Below are 25,067 nucleotides of genomic sequence, written 5' to 3' on the forward strand. Positions count from 1 at the left end.
ACGGCTGAAATTCACGTGGCGGAGGATACAGAGAAAGATTAGGCAAGTCGATCGATTCCCACAAACTTATTGTTCTGATCGAAATAAATCTGGAAAGCACCGGAAATTCCCTGGCGTGTAACAAAAGGACGTAAGATCGGCGCCGGAAAACGAATCCGACGCCCATCGCGAGCAACACAGAGAACATTCTTTGCTGTGCCTGCATACATCTTCTGATACTCCTCAGCAGAAATCTGGATATCCACGATCACGGTATTGCTATGCATAGCACTTTAAATCTCGCAGTGGGTCAGATCACTACAGTGGGCGGTTGCCTGCGCCAAATCAATCAGTTCGCGCATCGCCACTGAGAACATTGCATAATCCGTAACCTGTGTCCCCTGCACTTCGTTGACCATAGTTCGCCATCGATCAATCAAGTACTGATGCTGTTTGTGCCACATCTCCACCGCGTCTTCGATTGGTCTCTGCCCCGCCAGACGCAGTATATTCACGCACAACTTACGTATCTGCGCTTCCAGGTCATCAATATAGGATTCCCTGGCCATAGCCTGCCAATAGCTTTCTACGGTGACTTCCGAAATCTGAGTGGCAAACCAACTCAAATTCAACCGATCCAACAAAATGTAGTGAATCTTGGTGACCGCCTCAATTGATTCACCTGAAATCAATGAAGCCTCCACCACGCCCAAACCGGAAAACATGTTGTCCGGCATCGCCAATCTGGAGGCCCACTCTTCTGGCAAGCCCCTTTCTTCATAGCGCTGCTTACGCATTCTCCACTCTTCATTTTCAGCCTCTTCCATAACCAGCTGAATACATTTGAGTGCTTCGTCCAGTGCAGGAGCAAACACATTAATCTCGTTTTGCGGCTCAATACCAGAACGTCGATTACGTAAAAACCAACGCGTACCACGTCGTACACGACGGATCATATTGGCAATGATTTCCGATTGAAAAGCCGCCGGTGCACGATTATCCAACCCTTCGACAACGGATTGAAATGACTCCAGACGAAACGCATCCCGTGATACCACATAGGCTTTAGCAATATCCCCTAAAGTCGCGCCAGTGGATTCAAGTAGCCTGTGGCATGAGGTAATACCAATGAAATTAATTAAATTGTTGGCAATCTGCGTTGCCACAATTTCTTTTTTCAAACGATGCTGATGAACTTCTTTCTTATTTTTCTTACGAATTTTTTCAGGAAATGCGGTTTCTACCGCCCTGCCAACATAGGAATCGTCAGCTAGCGTTGAATCCAGCAGCTCCTCTTTCAGCATAACCTTGGCATAAGAGATAAGCACCGACAATTCCGGACGGGTTAATCCCATCCCCTGAGCGGATCGTTCCGCTATTTCTTCGTCAGAGGGAAGGTATTCGATGGCCCGATCCAAGCGTCCGGTGTTTTCCAGAAAGGTAATAAATCGACGATACTCATTAATCCGGGCTTTTACCTGAAACTCCGCCACACTCAGTGCCTGGGTTTGGCGATAGTTATTTTCCAACACCAAATCCGCTACGGCATCGGTCATATCCGACAGTAATTTATTCCTTTGCTTCTCGGTTAAGTCACCGTTAACAACTAACTCATCCAACAGAATTTTTATATTCACTTCATGGTCAGAGCAATCTACTCCGCCCGCATTGTCAATAAAGTCAGTATTACAGGCACCGCCATTAAGCGAAAACTCCACCCGACCTAATTGGGTCATCCCCAAATTTCCGCCTTCGCCAAACACTTTGCAACGTAGCTCTCGTCCATTCACCCGCAGGCTATCATTTGCTTTGTCACCGACATCCGCATTGGATTCTTTCGACGATTTAACGTAGGTTCCAATGCCTCCATTCCAGATTAAATCCACTTCGGTTTTAAGCAAGGCATGTATTAATTCAGTGGGCGACAGCCGTTCCGCGTTAATTCCCAAAAGCTGTTTCATCTCGGCAGAAATCGTAATGTATTTCGCTGAACGGGAGAACACACCGCCCCCTGCAGAAATTAACTTGCTGTCATAATCTTGCCAGCTGGTGCCAGCTGTTTCAAAAAGCCGTTTGCGCTCAACGAAACTTTTTTCTGCGTCTGGATTAGGATCAATAAAAATATGCATATGGTTAAACGCGGCCAGTAATCGAATATGTTTAGACAACAGCATGCCATTACCAAATACATCGCCCGCCATATCACCAATACCCAAAACCGTAAAATCTTCGTTTTGAATATCGATACCTTTTTCCCGAAAATGCCGTTGCACCGAAACCCAGGCACCTCTGGCGGTAATCCCCATTTTTTTGTGGTCGTAACCATGACTGCCACCTGAAGCAAAGGCATCACCTAACCAATGGCCATACTCCAATGAAATCGCATTGGCGATATCAGAAAAAGTCGCGGTTCCCTTGTCTGCTGCGACAACTAAATATGGGTCATCGTCATCTCTTCGCACAACGTCAACAGGAGGTTGAACACTACCCTCGACCAAGTTGTCGGTAATATCCAACAAGCCCTGAATAAATAATTTGTAGCATTCAACGCCCTCTTTAAAAATCTCTTCCCTGGTGGCGTTTGCCGGAATTTGCTTGGCAACAAAACCACCCTTTGCGCCACTGGGTACAATCACCGCATTCTTAACTTGCTGCGCTTTAACCAAGCCCAGCACTTCTGTTCTGTAGTCTTGCAACCGGTCAGACCAACGCAGGCCACCGCGGGCAACTTTTCCGCCCCGCAAATGGACGCCCTCAACTCGCGGTGAATACATAAATATTTCAAACATCGGCCGAGGTTCTGGAATCTCCGGGATTTTCCTGGGGCTTAGTTTAAGCGATATATAGGGCTTGAATGATTCCCCCTCTCCGTCACTTTGTTTCTGGAAAAAGTTAGTGCGCAACGTTCCCTTAATTAATTCCAGATACCGCCTTAGGACTTTGTCTTCATTCAGGTTTTCTACGTTATCCAAACCTTCAAGCACATTCACCGATAAGCGCGCAATACGCTCTTCGTCTTTGGTTGCCCCTTTATTAATACGGGGCGAAAAACAGGCTTTAAAAAGTGCCACCAGATTGCGTGTAATTTCCAGGTGCGTGGATAAAGTATCGGCAATAAACTGCTGAGTGGAGACAAATGCGGTTTGTTTCATGTACGCCGCATAAGCTCTTAACATAGACACTTCCCGCCAACTTAATCTTGCCCCTAAAACAAGCCGATTAAATTGATCGCTCTCTGATTCCTTGGACCACACCGCAGAAAAGGCAGACTCAAACAAATTGCGCACTGAGTTAACGTCTACCTGGGTATGTAAACCAAATTTAAGCTGAAAATCGTGTAACCAAACACAATCACCATTTTTGGCAACAATCTGGTAGGGATGCTCACCTAATACCCGTAAGCCCAGGTTTTCCAGAATAGGAATCACATCGGAGAGTTCCAGTGGTGTATCCCTGTGCATGACTTTAAAACGCATACTGTCTGCCGCAGAGCCCACTGGCTGGTAAAAGTGCATCGCAATACCCGGCTCACCGGAGATATCTTCGATCATGCGAATATCATTCACCGCGGTACGCGCATCAAAATGTTCTCGGTAGCTTTCGGAAAAAGCATTTTTATATTCGTAGTAGTGTTTTAAACCTTTGGCTTCACCCAGATGTTCAATTAACGAAATACGTAAATGATCGTCCCAGTTACGGGTTATCTCAATAATTTCTCTTTCCAGCTCTTTCGTATCAACATCAACATTTTTCCCTGGGTCAACCCGAAAGACAAAACGTGCCCTAGCCAAAATCGACTCAGAAAAGTCGGTAGTTACATCCAGATCGTCAGACCCCAAAGCTTCACTTAATAGCTCCTGCACTCTAAGTCGAATGCGCGTGTTGTAAACATCCTTGGGAATAAAGACCATGCAGTACACAAAATTACCAAAGGGGTCACGCCGCATAATCAACCGAACAACATGCCGCTCGTTAATGCTGGTCACGGTATGTACGTTGTCATAGAGAGTTTGAATATCCGATTGAAAGAGTTCATCGCGGGGGAAATTTTCCATCACGCGACATAAGCTTTTTCCATCGTGACTTTCCGGGTCTATACCGGAATGCTGAACAACGCGGGAGAATTTTTTCCGTAACAGTGGAATATAGGTTGGGGTCAACATATATACGGAATAGGTAAACAAGCCCAAAAAGCGTACTTCACCGCAGACTTCCCCTGCGTCGTTGTATTTCTTAACCACGACATAGTCTGGATATACAGCACGGTGAACATTGGAGCGTGTCGAGGATTTAGAAAAGCAGATTAATTCATCGCCAGAATAAAACTGTTGCATGCCCTGGCTGAAAGTGGATTCCGCCACCAAAACATCTTCCCGACTAATTTTTTTGAAGATACCCAAACGTTCGTCAATATGCTCTTTTAAAAAGCGTTCTCCCTTTTCTTCAATAAACGAGAAGTCCCGATAACCAAAAAAAGTAAAATGGCTTTCAGGCAACCAGGCAAGAAAAGCCAGTTCTTCGGAATGCTCCAGGTTTTGTTCAGCAATATTTTCCCTCGCTTGACTGAGCTTTTCCCGAATCGCCTGATAATCGGACACCACCGTTTTCACATCTTTCAAAGCCGCTTTGAGCGAACTCACCAAAGAGGCCAACTCTGAAGCCTGAGTCTGCAAGCTGATTTCAATATATATAAGCGCTTCTTTTTCGATATTCTCTTTGCTTGATTGCTTTACATCCAAATATTCGCCTTGACGATTTACAGGCAACACGGTGCTCTTAATGACATGTAAAGGAATATCGCGGGCGTTTAATTCAATTCGGGTCGAATCCACCAGGAAAGGCATATCCTTCTGTAAGACCGTGATCACCGTCCGACCACACACCCAGCCATGAACATCCAGATTCGGATTAAAAATTGAAACTCTGGGCTCCCCATTGGGGGGTTCTTTCATGAAGTACCACAAGCCAAAACACATCCCAAGCAAATCCGATGACTGCCTTCCCTCCCACTCCTCCAAGGGAAACTGATAGAGATACACATCCAGGAAATCCTGAAATGCAATCAACTCAGCCCCTTTAAATTTCGTCGCGGCGAGATCTTTGACTTCAGAAATTAATGCCATGCGGTTGCTATCGGTATTCGACACAAGATATTCCTCTCCAGGTATTTTTCGGCCTTGCCCCTATTGATTTCGCTATATGCGGCCTTACTTAAGGATAGACCAAGCCAGCAAGGCACTATGGGAACTTGCGCGTAATGCGCTTGTCTAGGACAACCAATAAAGACTTATAATTCAAAAACTTGGGAAACATTCTTAGCCTGTATATTAAACAACCACCCAAGTGTTGATGAATACGACAACCTGATCACAATAGAAACAAAAACGAGAGTAGACCTATGAGTTTGACAGCAATACAGGATCTTAAAACTTGGTTAGAGAGTCAGATTGTGGGTCAGCCAAAACTCATTGACCGACTGTTAATTGCCCTGATTGCCGATGGCCACCTCCTTGTTGAAGGCGCCCCCGGGTTAGCCAAAACCAAAGCGATCAAAACTCTGGCAGACGGTATAGAAGCCAACTTTCACCGTATTCAGTTTACTCCGGACCTCCTGCCATCCGATGTAACCGGAACAGATATCTACCGCCCTGAAACCGGAGAATTCCAATTTCAGGCAGGGCCAATCTTCCATAACATGGTATTGGCGGATGAAATAAACCGGGCACCCGCCAAAGTCCAATCCGCTTTACTTGAAGCCATGGCCGAGAGGCAGATTAGTGTCGGTAAAGCCACATACAAACTGCCCGAACTCTTCTTGGTCATGGCCACCCAAAACCCGATTGAACAGGAAGGCACATACCCATTACCGGAAGCTCAACTCGACCGTTTTCTCATGCACGTGACAGTTGACTTTCCCGATGCAGAAGCGGAACGGAAGATTCTTCGACTCAACCGTTCTGAAGCCAGTCGCGAAACACAAGTCCCCAAACCGGAAAAAGAGATCAGCCAGATAGACCTATTTGCCGCCAGAGAATCTGCTCTAGCGATACATATGGCCGAAGCGGTAGAGGAATACATTGTGCAACTTACAGCGGCAACACGTAAGCCGGAAAACTACGGCGACGACCTCAAACGCTGGATAGAGTATGGCGTGAGTCCGCGGGCTACCATTGGCCTTGACCGTTGCGCACGAGCCCATGCCTGGTTAGAAGGCAAAGATTTTGTCAGCCCGGATGATGTTCGAGCTGTAGTCCACGATGTGTTCCGCCACAGAATTCTGCTGAGCTTTGAAGCCGAAGCCAATGGCGTTACACCGGACAAGATTATTGACGAGTTACTTGTTCGAGTCCCTGTAGTTTAATCCGGCAGCACCTCGTATGGTTAATTCAGCCACTGGCGCATACATTTCTGTTGAGGCTCTCCTCCAACTCAGGTTCCTGGCTAAGAACCTGACTCTGGAACAGCGGAAGAAATCCGCTGCGATAATGGAAGGAAGTGTCCGATCCAACTTCCGCGGACGCGGAATGGAGTTTGCCGAAGTTCGGCCCTATCAAGCCGGCGATGATATTCGCTCCATTGATTGGCGTGTAACGGCCAGAACCCAAAAGCCCTATACCAAACTATTCCAGGAAGAAAAAGAAAGGCCTGTTTACCTGGTGATCGACCAGAGGTCACCGATGTTTTTTGGCAGCACCCGCGTGTTTAAATCGGTGTTTGCAGTACAGGCCGCAGCCGCAATCAGTTGGATAGCTGCCAGCAATAATGATCGAATAGGTGGTTTGGTTTTCTCCGACACAGAACAACACGATATACGCGCTAAACGCGGCAAGCATGCAGTACTGGCATTAATTCACCAGATGCAAAAATACAATCAAAGCCTGAACTCCCCCGTACCTGGCAAGAACATGCAGCCGCTGCAAAACATGTTGCTGGATACATATCGCATAGCCAAACCCGGCAGTTCGGTTTTTGTGATTAGTGACTTTCACGACTTTAATCGTCAATGTGAAGAATCCCTCGCCCTGCTCTCACGGCACACCGATATCACATTGATTAATATTTATGATCAACTGGAAACCCAATTGCCCAAGCTGCCGAACTTGAGCATTACTAACAACGAAAAACGCCTAATCGTCTCGGGTCAATCCAGTAAACTCAACAGCGAATTTATGCAAGCCCACCAAAGCCACATTCAGTATCTCACCCAGGCATGCGCTAAATATGGCGCTCCCTTGGCCAGCGTGGAATGTGGAACACCGATATCCGATTTTATTTTTGATGTATTCACATCAAACAACCACAATAAGAAGTCCGGGAGGAGAAACTAATGTCTCCCGCGAATACCAATGCCACATCACTGGCCCCGCAGCAGCCCGACCCAAAACAGGCTCTACTTGCACAGCTACATGACATAGAGACCCCAAATCCGGTTGGCATTTGGCCACCCGCTATTGGTTGGTGGGTGCTATGCGCGCTGCTCATAGCAGCCTGCGCGGGCCTTTATACGCTATATAAACGCAATCAATCACAGCGTATTCAACGTACTTTAGCTTTAAAACAGCTAAATGCGATTGCGACCAATAACCACTTATCTGGCCAGGACGTATTACAGGAAACCACCAAGCTATTGAAACAGGTTTTGCTTTCTTCTTATCCGTCACATCGGCAATACATTGCCAACCTCTACGGTCGAAGCTGGTATCAACTGTTGAACAAACTATCATCGGGCCATCAGCTGTCGGAACAAAGCATTGAGCATTGGCATCAAGCCCTGTATGAAAAAGATCCACAAGTCGACAAAAAACAGGTTATCGACTTTTGCCACACCTGGCTGAAAAACCATAAAACACTGCCAAAGGAACAACGTGGCCCAGCATTCAAACAGCAAGGAGAACAGCATGCTTGAGTTTGACTGGCCCTGGGTGTTTCTCGCCGCTCCGCTACCTGCGCTGGTGTATTTTCTGGTACCTGCTGCCAAGCAACAGCTGGCCTCATTAAAGGTACCTTTTTTCTCACAGCTTGAATCCATGACTGGCCAGACAAATCAGGGAACTAATACAAGTTCATTAATTAACATGGTTGTGTTGTTGCTTATTTGGTTGCTGTTGGTATCTGCTGGCGCACGCCCTCAATGGGTGGGCGAAGCGGTTTCTTTGCCACCGAGTGGCAGGGATCTCTTATTGGCGGTTGATATCTCAGGCAGTATGGAAACCGACGATATGGTGATTCAAAACCGGCAGATACCCCGAATACTGGTGGTGAAATACATCGTCGGTGAGTTCGTTGAACGCAGAACCAGCGACCGACTGGGCTTAATTCTTTTTGGCTCACACGCCTATTTGCAAGCTCCCCTCACCTTTGACCGAGACACCGTAAACCAACTGCTACAGGAAGCACAAATAGGCTTCGCAGAACAAAAAACCGCGATTGGCGATGCAATTGGTTTAGGCATAAAACGGCTTCGTAAACGCCCTGAATCACAGAGAATCATGATTCTGTTAACCGATGGTGCTAACACGGCAGGGGAAGTCTCCCCCAGGCAGGCCGCAGAACTGGCTGCAGAAGAAGGCATAAAAATCTATACCATCGGCTTGGGCGGCTATCAGATGAGTATATTTGGTCGCCAGGAATCTGAGATTGATGAGACCACCTTGCAATTTATTGCCGAAAAAACGGGTGGCCGCTATTTCCGGGCACACAACCCAAAAGAACTGCAGGAAATCTACGCACTGTTGGATGAACTTGAACCTATCGAACAGGAAGCTGAAACATTCCGCCCTATTTCGGCTCTCTATTACTGGCCGTTAGGATTGGCACTGCTATTGAGTTATGCTCTCTCACTTTACTACCTCTTGCCCGTACAAAAACTGATTGGCGGGAGGCAATAAAATATGACCGAGTTTCTACTGAACTTTCATTTTCTGCGCCCGTGGTGGCTTCTGGCTATTCCACCCGCATTAGCGATATGTTTTTTTTCAGCAACCAACAGTACCCGCGCGGGACAATGGTCCAATGTCATCAACGAAAAGTTATTACCCTACTTGATTGAAGGTGCCTATCAGAAAACATCACGTTGGCCCTTTTATTTACTTGCGTTCATATGGACAATCACCAGCATCTCACTGGCTGGCCCGACATGGCAAAAAATCAGTCAGCCGGTAGTTCAGGATATTTCCGGCATGGTGATTGTTTGGGATCTATCCCCTTCCATGAATGCAGAAGATATCACTCCTTCGCGCTTGGTTCGCTCACGCTTAAAAATTGTTGACCTGCTCAATGCTCGCAATGAAGGCTTAACAGGATTAATCGCCTATTCGGGGGATGCGCATGTCGTTTCTCCGTTAACAGAAGACAAAAAAACCATTATCAACTTCTTGTCTGGTTTAAACCCCGGAATTATGCCGGTGAAAGGCAGCAATATTGAAATGGCTCTGGAACAAGCCAGCGACCTATTAAAGAACTCTGGTATCAACCGCGGTAGCATAGTGGTACTGACTGACGGCATCGATCCCGGTGCACAAAGCAAAATCCAATCCATCGCAGATCACAATAATCACAAAATTACGTTTTGGGGTATTGGTACAGAACAAGGTGCGCCAATTCCACTCGGCAACGGGCGTTTTGCCCGCGAGGCCAACCAGGAAATTATTCTGGCTAAACTTGACGAGGGGTATCTGGACGAGCTGTCAGCAGATATCGGTGGTTTTTATGTACCCTTTACCAATACTGAACAGGATATCCGCACAGTATTAAACTACGGCTTGGTCAACCCCAAAAATAATATGCAGGAAACGCTCAAAGAGTTCGATCAATGGCATGAACAAGGCCCTTGGCTACTGTTTCTTTTACTCCCCCTAGTTGCCTTTTCATTCCGTAAAGGCTGGTTGATATGCCTTCCTTTACTATTTTGCTTACCGCCAAAAGCCGATGCCCTGGAATGGAAAGACATTTGGCAGACCCAAGATCAACAAGCAATGAAAGCCCTGAAACAAGGGGATGCAGAAACAGCAGCAAATAGGTTTAAAGATGAAACCTGGCAATCGGTTGCCAAATATCGCGCTGGAGACTTTAAGGGTGCTGCCGAAGGGTTTGCCAAAGGGGAACAAACAAAAGATTTATTAAACCTTGGCAATGCGCAAACTCAAATGGGAAATTACGACGCAGCAATTGAAAACTACGAAAAAGCATTAAAAGAAAACCCGGATTATACTGCCGCTAAAGATAATCTGCGCATTGCCAAAGCCTTGAAAGCACTTCAGGAACAGCAACAGCAGCAACAAAACAATTCGCAAGAGCAGAATCAAGATCAGCAAAATGCGGAGAATCAACAAAACCAGAATGCTCAGCAAAACCAGTCACAACAAAATCAAAGTGGAGATTCTGAGCAGCAAAATAACAATCAACAAAATAGTCAATCGTCTTCTGAGCAGCAAAATCAACAAAATTCAAGCTCCGAAGAGCAAAACGCAAACAGCGAACAACAACCCCAGGAACAGCAGCTCTCTGACGAGCAGAAACAAGCACTGGAAGATACGTACGGTAAACAAGCTGATCAGAACGCTCAGGAAAAACCTGCTGACGAACAAAATAAACAAGATGCTGCGCTAGATCAGGAACAGGAAAAAGAGCAGCAGGAACAGAATCAAGAGCAAAACCAACAAACAAAGCAGCTTCAGCAGCAACCTTCTGAAGATGACCAGCAAGGTGAAAATGAAGAGTCTGACAGCGCCCAACTCTCGCAGCAGATAGACCGCAGTCAACTGGAATCGGAGCAAGCGAGAGAACAATGGTTACGTAAAATTCCTGACGACCCTAGCGGCTTATTAAAGAAAAAATTTGAATACGAATACCTAAAACGTCGTAGAGAGTTACGTCAGGGCACTTGGCAAGCGCCAGAAAATAAAGCGAACGAACGCTGGTAACGCATTAGAGTAGAAAGCAATGACAATGAATCGATTTATTTCACATGCCTGGTTACTGTTATTGGTTTTATTTGCCTCTCAAGCAAATGCCAATGAGCTTTCTGTTAATGTCGACAGAAATTCAATCACTATTGAAGAAACCCTGACCCTGGCAATTCGATACACTGGTACAAATAAGAAGTGGGAACCGGATTTAACCCAGATTGAAGCTCAATTCGATATTATTACCCAGAACAAGAGCAATCAATATCGTTATACAAACGGTAATCTTTCTGCATATTCGGAGTGGACCTATGTGCTCATGCCTCGAAACACCGGACGTTTGTTAATCCCCTCATTTAATGTAGACAATAATTACAGTGATGCCATTGAGGTCAAAGTTTCTGAACCTACCGCCCCGCCGCCAGGCGTCGCTCAGGATGTTTTCATCGAAACCATCGTCGACAAATCCAGCATATATGTACAAGAGCAGCTTAAAGTCACTTACCGCCTCTATTACTCCGTCAATATTGAACTGGAAGATGTTGAACCCTTGGATATTCCCGATGTGGTTATTCAAGAACTCCCCGATGGCCGCTATCGAAAAAACATTAATGGTCGCCAGTATTTGGTGGCAGAATTTAATTACGCACTTTTCCCACAATCCAGCGACAACTTTGACATTCCAGAGAGACAATGGAAGCTGCGTATTACACAAGGTGGTAGCCGCAGTATTTTTGATCGCCTAGGCCGTTTTAAGTTAAAACGTCTTAAAACAGAACAGAAAAGCATTACAGTTAGACCTGTACCTCAGGAGTTCCCTACCGACCAAACATGGTTACCGGCCTCAGATTTACAAGTCACGGAAAACTGGAGCAAAGCACCTGACCAATTAACCATTGGTGAGCCAATTACCCGAACCATTACCTTAACTGCGAAGAACCTTATGTCTTCGCAGTTACCACAAGTATTGAATAAAGCCCATTCAGCAATAAATTCAGATAAATTGAAAGTCTATGCTGAGCAACCCAAACTTAACGACGAAAAAACTGCGCAAGGTATTTTGTCAGAAAAAACAGAAGCTGCTGCTGTAGTGGCAACCAAACCTGGTGATATTACTATCCCTGGAATACGCATTCCCTGGTGGGACACAACGCAAAATACCTTACGTTACATTGAAGTACCCGAACATACAGTTTTCTTGCAGGGAAGTACTGCGCAAACGGATACAACAGATCCACAAATCGATTCATCAAGCGCCGATATACAAACAAGTAATGGCGGAATGGAAAATGATGAATATCAAGCACTTAAAGCCCAATTACGCCTGTGGCAAATTATCACAGCAGTGCTTGTTATTCTTTGGGTTATCAGCCTCTATTTTGTGTGGAAATTCAGTCAAGGTGTAGCAGAACAAAAACGCATATCTGCTGGGCAGTCCGTTAACAACAAAAAGCGCGCGTTACAAAACCTTAAACACGCCTGCACAACCAATGATGCCAAAGCTGCCCGCGATAGTTTATTAATATGGGCTTCCTACATATGGCCTTCAAATCCACCGAAAACACTCCGAGATATTAACCAGAAAACGCAAGATCCTGTGTTGACCAATCAGATTCTGGCACTCGATGCCAGCCTGTATGGCAAGCAAGGGAACGAAGGCTGGAACGGAAATCTTTTAATGGAAGCGCTAAAAGCCTGGGGTCAACAACAAAATAAAGAAAGTAATACAGACGAACTTGCCCCCCTCTACCCCAACTAAACTCTATTAAATCAGGAGTCTGCATGTTTTTCTGCAGACTCTAATCAAGTTAATCCAGCTGCACATAAGATCAACGAGATGACAAATTTGTGTGCTACGCCTAAGAGACATGCATTCCAAATAGCTATACTAAGTGCCTAGTATTAGACATTATGATCAGTTGATAGTATTAGTCAGATTTGTTAGCTTAGCGGCTCACAAAATAGCCAGGACAAGGCTAAAAATAACAACAAAATAAAAAAATAAAGATTAGGTCACATGAGTCAATCTAATAGTAAAAGCCTGCTTCAGGAGCTATTTTCGGACCATGCCCCTGGGCTTTTGAACTTTCTCACTCGAAAGTACCAGAATTATGATCTGGCAGAGGATGTTACCCAAACGGCCTTTGCTCGCCTGTCCAATGAAAAAACCCTCAGCAACATTAAGAACCTTCGCGGCTACCTCTACCGAATGGCTGAAAATCTGGTCGTCGACCATATTCGCCATGAAAAAGTTAAGGAGAGGTATTTAGAGAGTCAAAAGCATCATAAGCAGCATATTGAGTCGAATGCTCCGGAGGAAGCCGTGGAAGCCCAGCGCCAACTAGGCAAGTTGCAGGAATCCCTGGAGCGCTTGCCCGAAAATTGCCGAACAGCCTTTATCTATCATAGAATTCATGGCTTATCTTACAATGATATTGCGGTTAAGATGGACGTATCCGTCTCTTCTGTAGAGAAGTACATGTTGCATGCGCTTAGATCATGCCGCGAAGCTGTAAGAAAGTAATTGTTTTCATGAAAGATCGTCTATGACCAAGGCCCCGTTAAACAAGGCTAAAATTGAGGCTGAAGAGTGGTTTGTGCGCCTTCAGTCTGGAGCCCTGAATAAACACCAAATGGAAGAATTCCAGCGTTGGTATCACTTGGACGACTCCCATAAAATTGAATTTCACAATGTCGAGCAGGATTGGAAAGCCCTCGGTCAGCTATCAAAAGAGATTGATCCAAACCAATTTGCCCCGCCGCCGGCCAAACCCGCTCCCCGAATGTATAACGCGTTCTTTCGCTATGGCCTTGCCACAGCTTTTATTTTTATCTGTGCCATTGTCGGTTTCGCATGGGAGCACACCCGAAAACCCCAAATCGAAGAATATGCGACATCGGTTGGTGAACAAAAGTCTGTCACTCTATCTGACGGCAGCATCGTCACCCTAAACACAGCAACTAAGCTCCAGGTGAATTTCCAACAGAGCGAGCGAGCACTGCACTTAAAGCAAGGCGAGGCTTACTTCGAAGTAGCGAAAGACCCAGACCGCCCTTTTTCTGTCGATATTGACCGAGGAACAGTAACGGCTGTTGGTACTGCTTTTAACATTCGGAAATCAAAACACCTAGCCAGTATTGTGGTTACGGAAGGAACGGTAAAAGTTGAGGAAGCCAAAACCCGAACCAACCTTGAACCGGCTGAAGAAAAAGTGACCGTCAACGAGCAGATAGAATTTGATGGAAACGGCTTAACCGATATTAGTAAAGTTGAAAAACCGTACTTATTATCCTGGAAAGAAAAATATCTGGCTTTTGACCAACAACCACTTGAAGATGTAATTAAAGAACTCAATCGCTACCTGAACGACCCGGTTCGGGATGTCGCCTACGCGATGAAACAAGTAAAAATATCGGGGACATTTGATTTAAGTGCCCCTGAAGATGCACTCAATGCACTCCTACTCAGTAACGCCCTTAAATTAGACCAACAAAATATGTCTATCTATTAAGACACTTGCATTCGAACAATAATAACAATCAAATGAAGGCAAACGGACAGTGTACACCCTTGCAGTAGCAATCAGCTCTCACTTAAGAAAATCCCTTACTGAATACGCTAAAGTCTGTGTACTTCCCACAGCGTCCCTCGTCCTGCTCTTATCCGGTACTACGAGTTATGCAGAATCAGGCGAAGCACAAAAATATTCGTTTACACTCAAAACCACGCGCCTACCAGATATGCTTCTTGCGATAGGAAAGATAACGGAAAGCACTATCGCTTTTGCCCACAAGGAAATTGAAAACATTGAATCAGGCGAAATAAATGGCAGCTACTCAGTGAGTGAAGCACTAGATATTGCGGTGCAATATTGCGATTGCGAAATAAAAAAAACCGGCAAAAATGCTTTCGTTGTCACCATTAAACAAAACGACACCTCTAACAAAGACGACGCGGTTATAGAAGAGATTGTAATTACTGGCGTAAAACAAACCGGGTCACACCTTTTTCGACAAGGTACATACAACAACAGCTCGTTAATTGAGCTCAATCACAACGATATTGAAACAACCAGTTCATCATCATTACATGATCTATTGAAATACAACCCGGTTGTTACAGGCGCAACAACGAGTACATCTGTAAGTAACGGTGGCGACGGCAGCGCCTCAGTAACATTACGTGGTTTACCTGCTGATACGACCTTGGTTCTGGTTGATGGACAGCGGATTGCACCGAGAGCATTACAGTCCGAACTGGTTGACCTTTATTCCATTCCCTATTTCTCCGTTGAAAGCGTCGAAATATTTAAAGACGGAACTTCGGCCATATACGGTTCAGATGCCATTGCAGGAACAGTCAATGTCATCTTGCAAAAAAGACTACACGGCTTCGATATCGAACAATATTACGGAGAAACAAGCCGTGAAGATATGAAAACCAATTCGACCACCATTAAGGCCGGATTTAATAACGACATTATCAGTCTCTACGCATCGGCGTTTACTTTTGATCAGGAAGCGATATACAGCAAGGATAGAGAACTGTCATCCAGCGCCGACACAACCGATATAGGCGGAAGAGACAACCGTTCCGTTTTTACGCCTTACAGCTTTATTTATCTAGTGGATGGCTCGTCTATTCTGGTTGAAGACCAATACGACCCTCCTAATGTTCGCTATACCACAGCAGACGATTTATATAATTTCCATAAGGACACAACGTCAACATCACCGTCAGACCGGTATGGTTTTTATACTTACAACTCACTTCAAATCTCGCCAGAACTCTCTGCAGATTTGAGTTATTTTCATATGAGTTCTAAAAGCACCATTGAATTCTCGCCCGTCCCGGTAAACACCTCGAAAGAACAGTATCCTTTAACTGTTTCAGCTGAAAATATTCACAATATATTTCAGGCCAACCTAGGGAAAGTCACCCGACGAATAAATGAACTATCCAATAGAGAACAGTTCAATTCAACATTGAGTGATTTTGTAAAAGTATCGCTGTCGCAAACACTGGATAATCAACAATGGAGTCTTGCTTATCATTACAGCGAGACGGACAGCAAAAAATATTCAACAAATCTGGTTGACGGTTTCAAACTACAACGTGGCATTGGCCCTTCGAGTGGGTGCCAGGGAATAGATATCGACGGCTGTGTACCAATTAATTTTATTGGCGGACCAGGCTCAATCACGCCTGAACAAGCCAGCTATATAGGAACCACATCTACCGTCACCGGCGAAAGCATATTACAAAGCTTAAATTTTGATTATGGCTGGGATCTAAATCAAGATCATGATATTCCTCTATTACTCGCCACAGGTTTTGAGTTCAGGGAAGAAAAATCAATTATTGAAGCCCAACACAATGCAAAGACCAGTTTTATTATTGGTGAAAATGTCATTCCAAACCAGAAAGGAGAACGGGATATTCGCGAACTTTATGGTGAAATGGAGTACTCACCGTCAATACTGCCATACGAGATTGGTACAGCCATTGAATTTGCTTTCCGTTATTCACACTACGACGACTTTGGAGAAAACATTGCCCCAAGAATTGGTCTTCGTATTAACCCTACAGAAAACCTTACTCTTCGCAGCAGTTATTCAGAAAGCTTTGATGCGCCATCATTGCGGGAGCTTTATACCGAAGGAAGAAACTCCTATTTTAAAATTTCGGATCCTTGCGCTATTGCTGAGAATGTAGGTCGTTTACCTGGGTGTCGAGTTCAGTCGTTTTCAAACTCTAATCAGGTTCTGGTTGAATCCAACGGTAATCTTGATCTGGAACCTGAAGACGCCAACAGTACAAACGTAGGAATAATGTGGCGTAACGGAGGGCTGAATTCTTTCTTCATTCAACTGGATTATCACTATATTGATCAGAACAACGTGATCCACCCCATCAATCCACAATATCTTGTTTACCAAAACGCAATTGGTGCAGATGTGCCTCTAGTGGAAAGGAATCAAATTGGTGAACTGATAAAAGTAAACACAACCTACTTTAATTTTGGTTTCCGGGAACTAACAAGCTATGATGCAGCTTTGGGTTTTGAATACTCAAATCGTGACTTTACAACCCGCTTCAGCTTTAACACAACCTATATAGACAAATACACTGTTGGCTCCAAAGTGGATACCTTCGACACGGATTTATCGGGTAAATATGTTGATGTTTTTTCAGGAGGGCATGGAGCATTGCCCAAATGGAAACATAATACAAGTTTGGTACTGAGCTACAAAGGCAGCCAAATTGCCTATTCAAATTTATACGTAGACAGTATGACAGAAACCCCAACAGCATTTACCCCAAAAAGAGAAATCGACTCTTGGCTAATACACAATATCCAATTTCAACAATCGATGTTTTCCGATCAGGTCAAATTATTTCTCGGCGTCGACAACATTCTGGACACCGAGCCGCCCTTTTCCATCACGGCCTTTAACGATAACTTCGACGCACGAACCTACGATATTCGTGGTCGATACTTCTATGCGAAGCTAAAGATATCAGTGCAATAATATTTACAGATTTGAATATGGTGCAACGCTATTTTGCTTCATGAAGTAACCAGCAAAACCTTCGCCAACAGAAACCCCAAACGACTTGAGCACTTTCTCCAACGGCGATTCAGGAATATTGTAGGAAACCATTTCTTCCTCACCGATGACTTCTCGAGCCACATAGGAAGCACTACCAAGACCATCAATTAACCCCAATGACTTTGCCTGCTCCCCATTCCATATCAAACCACTGGTAATGTCGTCAGTTATTTTTAAACGTTCGCCTCTTCCCTGTTTGACCGCATCGATAAACTGGGCGTGGGTTTGATTGAGTACTTCCTGCCAAAATGCGGTCTCTTCTTCATTCTTTGGTGAAAAAGGATCAAGAAAAGCTTTGTGCTCACCCGCCGTATAGTGACGACGCTCTACACCCAGTTTCTCCAGTAAATTAACGAACCCAAATCCGGACGCTGTTACCCCAATCGAACCAACCAGGCTGGATCTATTGGCATATATTTCGTCTGCTGCGGATGCAACGTAATACCCTCCAGACGCACACATATCTGAAATCACAGCGTAGAGCTTTTTATCGGGGTATTTGGTTCGCAAACGACGGATCTCATCGTATATATACGCTGATTGAACCGGACTTCCGCCGGGGCTGTTAATTGCCAAAATCACAGCTTTAGAATGCTTGTTTTCAAATGCATTGCGCAACGCAGCGTTTACCCGCCAGGCGACAGCTGGCTTATCATCCATAATCGGCCCACGTAAAAGCACCACCGCGGTATGGGGCTTATTGCCTCCACCAGAAGAAATTGCTTTTTGCATCCCGGGGTAAAACAGAATTAAAACCAAAAACAAATATAGAAATGTCAGACCTTTGAAGACATTCCCCCAAAGACGCGCCTTTTTCTGTTCCGAAAAAGCATCTGAGACAATTTTCTCGATTAACTTAAAATCTCTTTGGCTATCGTTTGGGTCTATTGAATTCTTGTCACCGTTAAAACCAAGCATAAACTCCCCTTTTGATTTTTATGCACTGAGATCCCAGGATAAAAGCTGATCAAAGCGATCAATACACATATTAGGATAATAGGGTTTCAACCGGTCGACATGGTGCGCTCCGTAACTTACAGCAATACGGTGCATGTCTATCGACATCGCCATTTCCATATCGTATTCGGTGTCACCAATCATCACAGCCTCTGCAGCACTGACTTCAAACTCGGTCAAAAGTTCGTTCAGCATCTGAGGGTGTGGCTTAGATGCAGTTTCATCCGCACAACGAGTACTATCAAAGAATTCAGACATATCCAGGTTATTCAACACCCGATTCAGCCCTTTTCGGCTTTTACCCGTTGCAATAGCCAGTTTATGACCGCGAGCCTTTAACTCTTCCAGAGTATCCATCACACCGGGGAAGAATGGTGAAGGAATAGTATCTGCAGACAAAAAATGTGAAGAATAGCCTTCCTTAATCTCATCACACTTAGACTGATCCGCATTCGGATACAAGGTTCTAACCGCCTTAGGAAGCGACAAACCAATAATATTTTTTATGGTTTCATCGTCCAACACTTCAACTTTGGCATCCTCAGCGGAGCTCTGCATACAGCGCACAATTTTGGCTGCAGAATCACTAATCGTGCCATCCCAATCAAATATAAATAACACTCTATACCTCTAAACTACCGTTAATTTTTCTAAACCGGGGGCTAGATCTTCTGGCAAAGGCGCCTCCAAAAACAAAGCTGTACCATCCGGTAACGGTATATTAAGCGAGGTCGCATGAAGAAAAAGACGTTTTATGCCCAGAGATTTCATCGCCTTGTTAAGCTCCCGATCACCGTACTTCTCATCCCCAATCAAGGGATTACCTACATGTAAGGCGTGAACACGGATCTGGTGGGTTCGACCAGTAATGGGCTTGGCTTTCACTAGCGTTGCCTGCTGATATTGCTGAACAACACTAAAGACCGTTTTCGAGGGCTTACCGTCAAAGGCAACTTTAACCACCCGTTCACCGCTGATAAGCTCATTCTTTCTCAACGGCGCATCCACCAAGGTCTTACGTTTTGACCAATGCCCTTTTACTAACGCCAAGTAGGTTTTATCAATCCCACCTTCCTGGCGAAGCAGATCCTGTAAATACTTCAGCATCGACCGTTTTTTTGCCACCATCACCAACCCGGAAGTATCACGATCCAAGCGATGGACCAGTTCCAGTGATTTATGTTGACCTGGCAGTTGCCGCAACGCCTCGATCAAACCAAGATTCACACCACTACCGCCATGAACCGCAAGACCACTTGGCTTATTGATCACTAATAAACTGGGTGACTCATACACAATTCTGTCAGTAAGGACTTGTAATAAATCCTCACCAGCCACTACGACCGGCTTGCTTGAGACCCGAACAGGTGGGATACGTACAACATCACCGGGAACAAGTTTTCGCTCTGGCTTGACTCGTCCCTTATTGATTCTGACTTCACCTTTTCGAATAATCCGGTAGATAAGAGATTTGGGCACACCTTTTAGCCGGGCAATCAAATAATTATCTATTCTCTGCCCACCCTCTTCGTCCGAAATGGTGTGAAATACGACTTCTGAACTCATTTTTACTGATTTTGTCTGTTTCGACTAAAAACCGGCATGATAACAGGGATTGACGGCGATAAACCCATTTCTCAGCATTTAAAGCCCCTTTCAGCAAAATTATCTAAGCCGCTGAATTGAAAGGCAATTACTGGGGTGCTATATTCCACCTTAGTCAATGCTTACCCCGAGACCGGTGGTTTTTAAACAGTTGTTTAGCATTTTGACGACCTAAACCAGGACAAAGGCACACAAAGGTCACGCCCAAGTCCCGTTAAGGTACAGTTTTTTATGGTGCTCAGTAATTATACAGCTGGGCGTATATTGACAATCACAGCACACTAACATGACTGTGCAAGAGGTAAGACCAAGGGTGGCAGGTAGCTACCGGAAGGATTTTTACCCAAAGCCAATACTAAGCTTTGGGCTAAGAGTAACAATGTATATCGTGCTCTATGAAAAAGGCTGAACACACTAGTAAGCCTAACTGCGACGAATAATGTCAGGTTTTAGCGCAATTTAGTCTGCGCTGGTAGAAAGAAGTATAAAGACAGAAAATAGCACCAAAAGCTCAAATACAGAGCAGCCCAGAAGGCCTGAATTGGTGCGCTGAAAAACACATATACCAAGTATTTAGCTTGGGTTCTGTTATTAGCTCACCTGCATTCGCACAAACATGGTTTTCCATGTACATACCTTCCGTTAACAACCTAGTACATTGGATAAGGTTAAATGCCGCACTAATTGTGGGCATAGGAAAAGAACAAAAACTCAACTACACACAGAACTCTGCTCTTCCAAATAAATGGGTTATGCAGGTAACTTCTGGTTGCGTCGCATATTCCGCTGATTGAGACCCAATTCAGTGGAATGCGTTTTAATTTTCTGAACCTGTCTTTTGTTTCCCCAGAGGCTTGCTCTGGCGTTGTCGTATTAGTTGTGTCGACAATGAGAACACTACAATATGAAGAGAATGCTTATTAACGCAACTCAACCTGAAGAGATGCGTGTAGCACTGGTTGATGGACAATGGTTGTATGATCTGGACATCGAAAACCGACTAAGAGAACAAAAGAAAGCAAACATCTACAAGGGCAAAATCACCCGAATCGAGCCCAGCTTAGAAGCTGCGTTTGTAGACTACGGTGCAGAACGCCACGGCTTCCTTCCCCTCAAAGAAATATCCAGAGAATACTTCCTCAAGCAACCGAAAGATATCGATGGACGCATTCGTATCAAGGATGTCGTAAAGGAAGGCCAGGAAGTCATTATTCAAGTTGATAAAGAAGAACGTGGTAATAAAGGGGCTGCTTTGACCACTTTTATCAGCCTCGCCGGTCGCTACCTAGTGCTCATGCCTAACAACCCCAGAGCGGGCGGTATATCCCGCCGCATCGATGGGGATGATCGCGCCGACCTAAAAGATGCGTTAAGCAAGACTGAAGTCCCTCAGGGCATGGGCATTATTGTCCGAACAGCCGGCGTTGGCCGCAGTGCGGAAGAGCTCCAATGGGACTTGAACTACTTATTACAACTTTGGGAGTCAATCCAAAAGGCGTCTTCCGAGTTAGATGCACCTCATTTCCTATTCCAGGAAAGTAACGTCATTATCCGAGCGATTCGAGACTACCTCCGCCCCGACATTGGCGAAGTGATCGTGGACACCCGAGAAGCATACGACCTTGCTGCACACTTCATTGAGAAAGTGATGCCGAACTACCGCAGTAAAGTGAAGTATTACGAGGAAACCGTCCCTCTTTTCAACCGCTTCCAAATTGAGGGTCAAATCGAAACCGCGTTTGAGCGAGAAGTAAAACTGCCATCAGGCGGCTCGATTGTTATTGACGTAACTGAAGCACTTATCAGTATTGATATCAACTCATCCAGGGCAACCAAAGGTGGTGATATCGAAGAAACGGCACTACAGACCAACCTGGAAGCCGCGCAGGAAATTGCTCGCCAATTACGTCTGCGTGATATCGGTGGTTTGGTGGTCATTGACTTCATTGATATGCAGCCTGTACGCAACCAACGAGCAGTAGAAAACTGCATGAAAGAAGCCCTGGCGATGGATAGAGCCCGAGTACAGCTGGGTCGTATCTCTAAATTTGGCCTGTTGGAAATGTCCCGTCAGAGACTTCGCCCCTCTCTTGGTGAAACAACATCCAAGGTGTGTCCTCGCTGTAGCGGTCAAGGCGTTATTCGTGGAACCAAATCTTTGGCGCTATCTATTCTTCGCCTGGTTCAAGAAGAAGCAAACAAAGAAAGCAGCGCGGAAATTCGTGCAATTGTGCCAGTACCCGTTGCTACCTACCTGCTCAATGAAAAACGTAAAGCGATCTCAAAGATTGAATCTTGTCATCAGACTCGAGTGGTCATCTTACCTAATGCAGAGCTGGTAACACCACACTTCGAAGTCCAACGTTTACGTGAAGGCGATATCGACGGCGTTGCCACCAGCTACAAAATCGATATTCAGCACGAAGAGACAAAAGAAGAAAACACCCAGGAATTCAAATCTCCTGCTGAGTTACCGAAACCAGCTGTTCAACAACTTGCGCCATCTCAACCGGCGCCAAGCGCACCGGATGAGCCTGGAATTATCAGCAAGCTTTTCAAAGCTATTGCTTCATTCTTTAAATCCAGTGGTGACAAGAAAAACAGACAGTCGCGCAAAGGAAGAAAACGCGGCCATCAGAAACGACGCGTCGATCCACGTAACAAAAATCAACAGACGCGTAATAGAAAAAATAACCGTCGCAGAAAGGATGATGAGGTAACGGATAATCTGACCAACAAGCCTCAGACAGCCAGAACTAACGCGCGCGAGCAAAAACCGAATGACAAGCGTGACAATCGATCACGCCGCAAGAATCAACAGGACAACCGTAACCAGGAACAACCTCAACAACAAAATGATTCACAATCACCTCAACAGGAAGGCCGTCCAAATAGGCGTCCTGCCGGTCGCAAGGGACGTCCTCAAGAGCGCAAGCGCAAGCCTTTGCCAACGGAAGTTGAACAGGATTTGAACCAACAGGTAAATCAGGCGATTGATACTGCGGATTCTCACAAAGCTGAGAGCGAGAAACGAGAAAATACTGCCGGCAACACCGCTTCCAACCATGCCGAAGAAAAGCCACAAGCTAACCAGCATAGTGAGCAAAGCATGGCGGTAAGTGACACATCGGTTAATCCGCAAATCACAGACGCCGTAACCAACCAAGCAGGCACTGAATCCGCAATAGAGACTACTGATGAAAGTCAGAGGTTGGGAGAAAAACAGGTTGCCGACGCCCCTGTAGTTGAGGTATCCACTAAAGATGCTAAAGCCCCTATTACTGCTGCTGCAGAAGAACTGAAAGATGAACCTCAGGTACAAGAAGAAGCTCCTCAGGTTTCAGAAAATGAGCCTTCTTCCACTTCCGAAGCAGTACAAGTAGAGAAAACACCAACAGAAGCCCAGCCAGTCGCAAAGGAACCGAAGACTTATACTCGAGCAGCAAACGATCCTCGCTTAGCCCCTAAGCCTGTATCAACTACCCTAGTGACCAGTATCGAGTACCCAATTTCGATGACTCGACCACTGGATACATCCAAGCCGGCCGAGATTACACGTAGTCCCCGTCCGTTTACCCGCGCAGCAAATGATCCAAGAACGCGCGCACAAACAGCAGCGGATACAAGTGAAATGCCAGCAGAGGTTGGGAATCAGGAATAAATCAAAAAAAATCGAAAAAACATAGGCTTATGACTTGTTCCTCGCGTAATCCTATGTATAATCTGCTGCCTCCGGTGGGGTGGCTGAGTGGTCGAAAGCGGCGGTCTTGAAAACCGTTGAGTGTAACAGCTCCCAGAGTTCGAATCTCTGCCCCACCGCCATATATCAAAGGGCTTATCTAGAAATAGATAAGCCCTTTTCTTTTATGTGCTCGACATTCATATTCTTTTCCGCAATGTAGGCGCGCACCTATAGCCGCCCAGCCACACCAACAGCGACAAGTAAAAGCATTCCAACCAATAGTTTGATAAAACTCATCTCCTATCCCCAACTTTATGTCTATTATCAAACTTTAAAGACTGTCTTTTATGGCTTCCCCTCACCTCTAAACAGAACAAGCTGGTATGCGTTGTATTTTTATGCCACTGTTTGTCGCCCTATTTGTACATTGCCCTGCAACATACGGGCAAACACCTGATAGTGCCTCATCGAAAGTACTTACGGTGATTATCGCCGAAGATGTCGCTAGTGATGTCCAACGTTTTCTGGCAGAGAAAAAACTTCCGGCAACTGGTATCACAGACTTTGGTGGTAAATACTCACGACGGGACGTTGTGGAAGTCATTTTATTTCACCAGGCTCTGCGCCTGGGGGGCTTTGAAGGAACGATCCAATTCTCTACACAAGCGGACATAAGGCGCGCACTGAGAAAGCTCTCACAGGGTAAATACGCAGCCTGGGCAACCACTCTGCCAGACTCCCTCATTGAGGAGGAACAAAACCTCTTAAAATCCGAACCTTTGGTATATGACAGCAACTACTATGTTGGCTTATACACGACCCGAGAAAACCTTCAATTGCTTTCTCCTAGAACTCTGAGCAAACTCCGCGAATACTGCGTAGTCTCAAGTAATCTATGGGTAGCAGACTGGAAGACCCTCCAGGCAATGGAACTCCCCTGCCTACATTCTGCCGACCGCTGGGAATTGATATTGAGAATGCTGAAAAAAGGGCGCTCGCAATTTACCATGGCACCATTCCAAAACACGCCCGATATGCGATTTGTAACAGATGAAGTTACCCTATTTCCGGTGCCGGGAATTAAAATTGCCTTACTGGGAAAACGGCATTGGGTAACCAGTGGCAAGCATCCCTATGGAAGCATGACGTTATCCTACTTGAATAAGGGCCTGGATATACTTCATTCCCAAGGGACAGTGATCAAGGCCTACAGAGAGTCAGGGACCATACAAAGCACAACAGACCGATGGATTGTCATCAATAAACCTAACCAGAAAAAACCACCCCAAAACTAAGTAAGATGACATTTTCTTTCATCTTTTAAT

General features: G+C 45.3%; 16 protein-coding genes and 1 tRNA gene. 12 read left to right on the forward strand and 5 right to left on the reverse strand.

The window, feature by feature from the left end:
• Window positions 1-38: 38 nt before the first annotated feature.
• Together P5V12_RS11605 and P5V12_RS11610 are read right to left on the reverse strand one after the other, a co-directional pair.
• Entirely contained in the window at window positions 39-266 is a 228-nt protein-coding gene (locus P5V12_RS11605; RefSeq protein WP_316953253.1) for a DUF2835 domain-containing protein, read from the reverse strand.
• Between the two features lie 6 nt (window positions 267-272).
• Window positions 273-5,102, reverse strand: a complete 4,830-nt coding sequence (locus P5V12_RS11610; protein ID WP_410483338.1) for an NAD-glutamate dehydrogenase — start codon at window positions 5,100-5,102, stop codon at window positions 273-275.
• A gap of 275 nt (window positions 5,103-5,377) precedes the next feature.
• On the opposite strand from P5V12_RS11610, the gene P5V12_RS11615 reads away from it, so the two are divergent.
• The 9 genes from P5V12_RS11615 to P5V12_RS11655 all read left to right on the forward strand — a co-directional run bounded on the left by P5V12_RS11615 (window position 5,378) and on the right by P5V12_RS11655 (window position 17,417).
• A complete protein-coding gene (locus P5V12_RS11615) occupies window positions 5,378-6,340 on the forward strand; it encodes a MoxR family ATPase (protein WP_316953255.1) in 963 nt (320 codons plus the stop codon).
• Between the two features lie 16 nt (window positions 6,341-6,356).
• Window positions 6,357-7,307 carry a DUF58 domain-containing protein gene (locus tag P5V12_RS11620; RefSeq protein WP_316953256.1) on the forward strand — a complete coding sequence of 317 codons (951 nt, stop codon included), beginning with the start codon at window positions 6,357-6,359 and terminating at the stop codon, window positions 7,305-7,307.
• Window positions 7,307-7,885 (forward strand): DUF4381 domain-containing protein, encoded by a 579-nt coding sequence (locus tag P5V12_RS11625; protein WP_316953257.1) that lies wholly within the window; start codon window positions 7,307-7,309, stop codon window positions 7,883-7,885. Before P5V12_RS11620 ends, P5V12_RS11625 begins: the two co-directional genes overlap by 1 nt.
• A complete protein-coding gene (locus tag P5V12_RS11630) occupies window positions 7,878-8,867 on the forward strand; it encodes a VWA domain-containing protein (protein ID WP_316953258.1) in 990 nt (329 codons plus the stop codon). The genes P5V12_RS11625 and P5V12_RS11630 overlap by 8 nt, the downstream gene beginning before the upstream one ends.
• A gap of 3 nt (window positions 8,868-8,870) precedes the next feature.
• Entirely contained in the window at window positions 8,871-10,901 is a 2,031-nt protein-coding gene (locus P5V12_RS11635; RefSeq protein ID WP_316953259.1) for a VWA domain-containing protein, read from the forward strand.
• A gap of 25 nt (window positions 10,902-10,926) precedes the next feature.
• Window positions 10,927-12,642, forward strand: coding sequence for a BatD family protein (locus tag P5V12_RS11640; protein ID WP_316953260.1), 1,716 nt, complete (start codon window positions 10,927-10,929; stop codon window positions 12,640-12,642).
• Between the two features lie 258 nt (window positions 12,643-12,900).
• On the forward strand, window positions 12,901-13,407 hold the full coding sequence (locus P5V12_RS11645) for an RNA polymerase sigma factor (protein WP_316953261.1): 507 nt from the start codon (window positions 12,901-12,903) through the stop codon (window positions 13,405-13,407).
• Window positions 13,408-13,429: 22 nt separating this feature from the next.
• Window positions 13,430-14,395 carry a FecR family protein gene (locus tag P5V12_RS11650; RefSeq protein WP_316953262.1) on the forward strand — a complete coding sequence of 322 codons (966 nt, stop codon included), beginning with the start codon at window positions 13,430-13,432 and terminating at the stop codon, window positions 14,393-14,395.
• A gap of 49 nt (window positions 14,396-14,444) precedes the next feature.
• Entirely contained in the window at window positions 14,445-17,417 is a 2,973-nt protein-coding gene (locus tag P5V12_RS11655) for a TonB-dependent receptor domain-containing protein (protein ID WP_316953263.1), read from the forward strand.
• 3 nt (window positions 17,418-17,420) lie between these two features.
• Here the strand turns inward: P5V12_RS11655 and sppA are convergent, their stop codons facing one another.
• From sppA to rluC, 3 genes are read right to left on the reverse strand one after another with little or no spacing between them, the layout of a single operon-like run.
• Window positions 17,421-18,416 (reverse strand): signal peptide peptidase SppA, encoded by a 996-nt coding sequence (gene sppA, locus P5V12_RS11660; protein WP_316953264.1) that lies wholly within the window; start codon window positions 18,414-18,416, stop codon window positions 17,421-17,423.
• 18 nt (window positions 18,417-18,434) lie between these two features.
• On the reverse strand, window positions 18,435-19,076 hold the full coding sequence (locus P5V12_RS11665) for an HAD-IIIA family hydrolase (RefSeq protein ID WP_316953265.1): 642 nt from the start codon (window positions 19,074-19,076) through the stop codon (window positions 18,435-18,437).
• Window positions 19,077-19,085: 9 nt separating this feature from the next.
• Window positions 19,086-20,021: a 23S rRNA pseudouridine(955/2504/2580) synthase RluC gene (gene rluC, locus P5V12_RS11670; RefSeq protein ID WP_316953266.1), complete on the reverse strand. Its 936-nt coding sequence runs from the start codon at window positions 20,019-20,021 to the stop codon at window positions 19,086-19,088.
• A 943-nt stretch (window positions 20,022-20,964) separates the two neighbouring features.
• Here rluC and rne point away from each other — a divergent pair.
• The 3 genes from rne (at window position 20,965) to P5V12_RS11685 (ending at window position 25,037) form a co-directional block, all read left to right on the forward strand.
• Entirely contained in the window at window positions 20,965-23,721 is a 2,757-nt protein-coding gene (rne, locus tag P5V12_RS11675) for a ribonuclease E (RefSeq protein WP_316953267.1), read from the forward strand.
• 73 nt (window positions 23,722-23,794) lie between these two features.
• A tRNA-Ser gene (locus P5V12_RS11680) sits at window positions 23,795-23,882 on the forward strand.
• Window positions 23,883-24,125: 243 nt separating this feature from the next.
• Window positions 24,126-25,037: a hypothetical protein gene (locus P5V12_RS11685; protein WP_316953268.1), complete on the forward strand. Its 912-nt coding sequence runs from the start codon at window positions 24,126-24,128 to the stop codon at window positions 25,035-25,037.
• Window positions 25,038-25,067 lie beyond the last annotated feature (30 nt).

This window comes from Teredinibacter sp. KSP-S5-2 (assembly GCF_032773895.1).
GTDB lineage: Bacteria > Pseudomonadota > Gammaproteobacteria > Pseudomonadales > Cellvibrionaceae.

Excerpts from the sequence above, each read along its gene's own strand:
- P5V12_RS11605 (WP_316953253.1), bottom strand. The coding sequence starts at position 266 with ATGCATAGCAATACCGTGATCGTGGATATCCAGATTTCTGCTGAGGAG.
- P5V12_RS11610 (WP_410483338.1), bottom strand. The coding sequence starts at position 5,102 with ATGGCATTAATTTCTGAAGTCAAAGATCTCGCCGCGACGAAATTTAAA.
- P5V12_RS11615 (WP_316953255.1), top strand. The coding sequence starts at position 5,378 with ATGAGTTTGACAGCAATACAGGATCTTAAAACTTGGTTAGAGAGTCAG.
- P5V12_RS11620 (WP_316953256.1), top strand. The coding sequence starts at position 6,357 with ATGGTTAATTCAGCCACTGGCGCATACATTTCTGTTGAGGCTCTCCTC.
- P5V12_RS11625 (WP_316953257.1), top strand. The coding sequence starts at position 7,307 with ATGTCTCCCGCGAATACCAATGCCACATCACTGGCCCCGCAGCAGCCC.
- P5V12_RS11630 (WP_316953258.1), top strand. The coding sequence starts at position 7,878 with ATGCTTGAGTTTGACTGGCCCTGGGTGTTTCTCGCCGCTCCGCTACCT.
- P5V12_RS11635 (WP_316953259.1), top strand. The coding sequence starts at position 8,871 with ATGACCGAGTTTCTACTGAACTTTCATTTTCTGCGCCCGTGGTGGCTT.
- P5V12_RS11640 (WP_316953260.1), top strand. The coding sequence starts at position 10,927 with ATGAATCGATTTATTTCACATGCCTGGTTACTGTTATTGGTTTTATTT.
- P5V12_RS11645 (WP_316953261.1), top strand. The coding sequence starts at position 12,901 with ATGAGTCAATCTAATAGTAAAAGCCTGCTTCAGGAGCTATTTTCGGAC.
- P5V12_RS11650 (WP_316953262.1), top strand. The coding sequence starts at position 13,430 with ATGACCAAGGCCCCGTTAAACAAGGCTAAAATTGAGGCTGAAGAGTGG.
- sppA (WP_316953264.1), bottom strand. The coding sequence starts at position 18,416 with ATGCTTGGTTTTAACGGTGACAAGAATTCAATAGACCCAAACGATAGC.
- rluC (WP_316953266.1), bottom strand. The coding sequence starts at position 20,021 with ATGAGTTCAGAAGTCGTATTTCACACCATTTCGGACGAAGAGGGTGGG.
- rne (WP_316953267.1), top strand. The coding sequence starts at position 20,965 with ATGAAGAGAATGCTTATTAACGCAACTCAACCTGAAGAGATGCGTGTA.
- P5V12_RS11685 (WP_316953268.1), top strand. The coding sequence starts at position 24,126 with ATGCGTTGTATTTTTATGCCACTGTTTGTCGCCCTATTTGTACATTGC.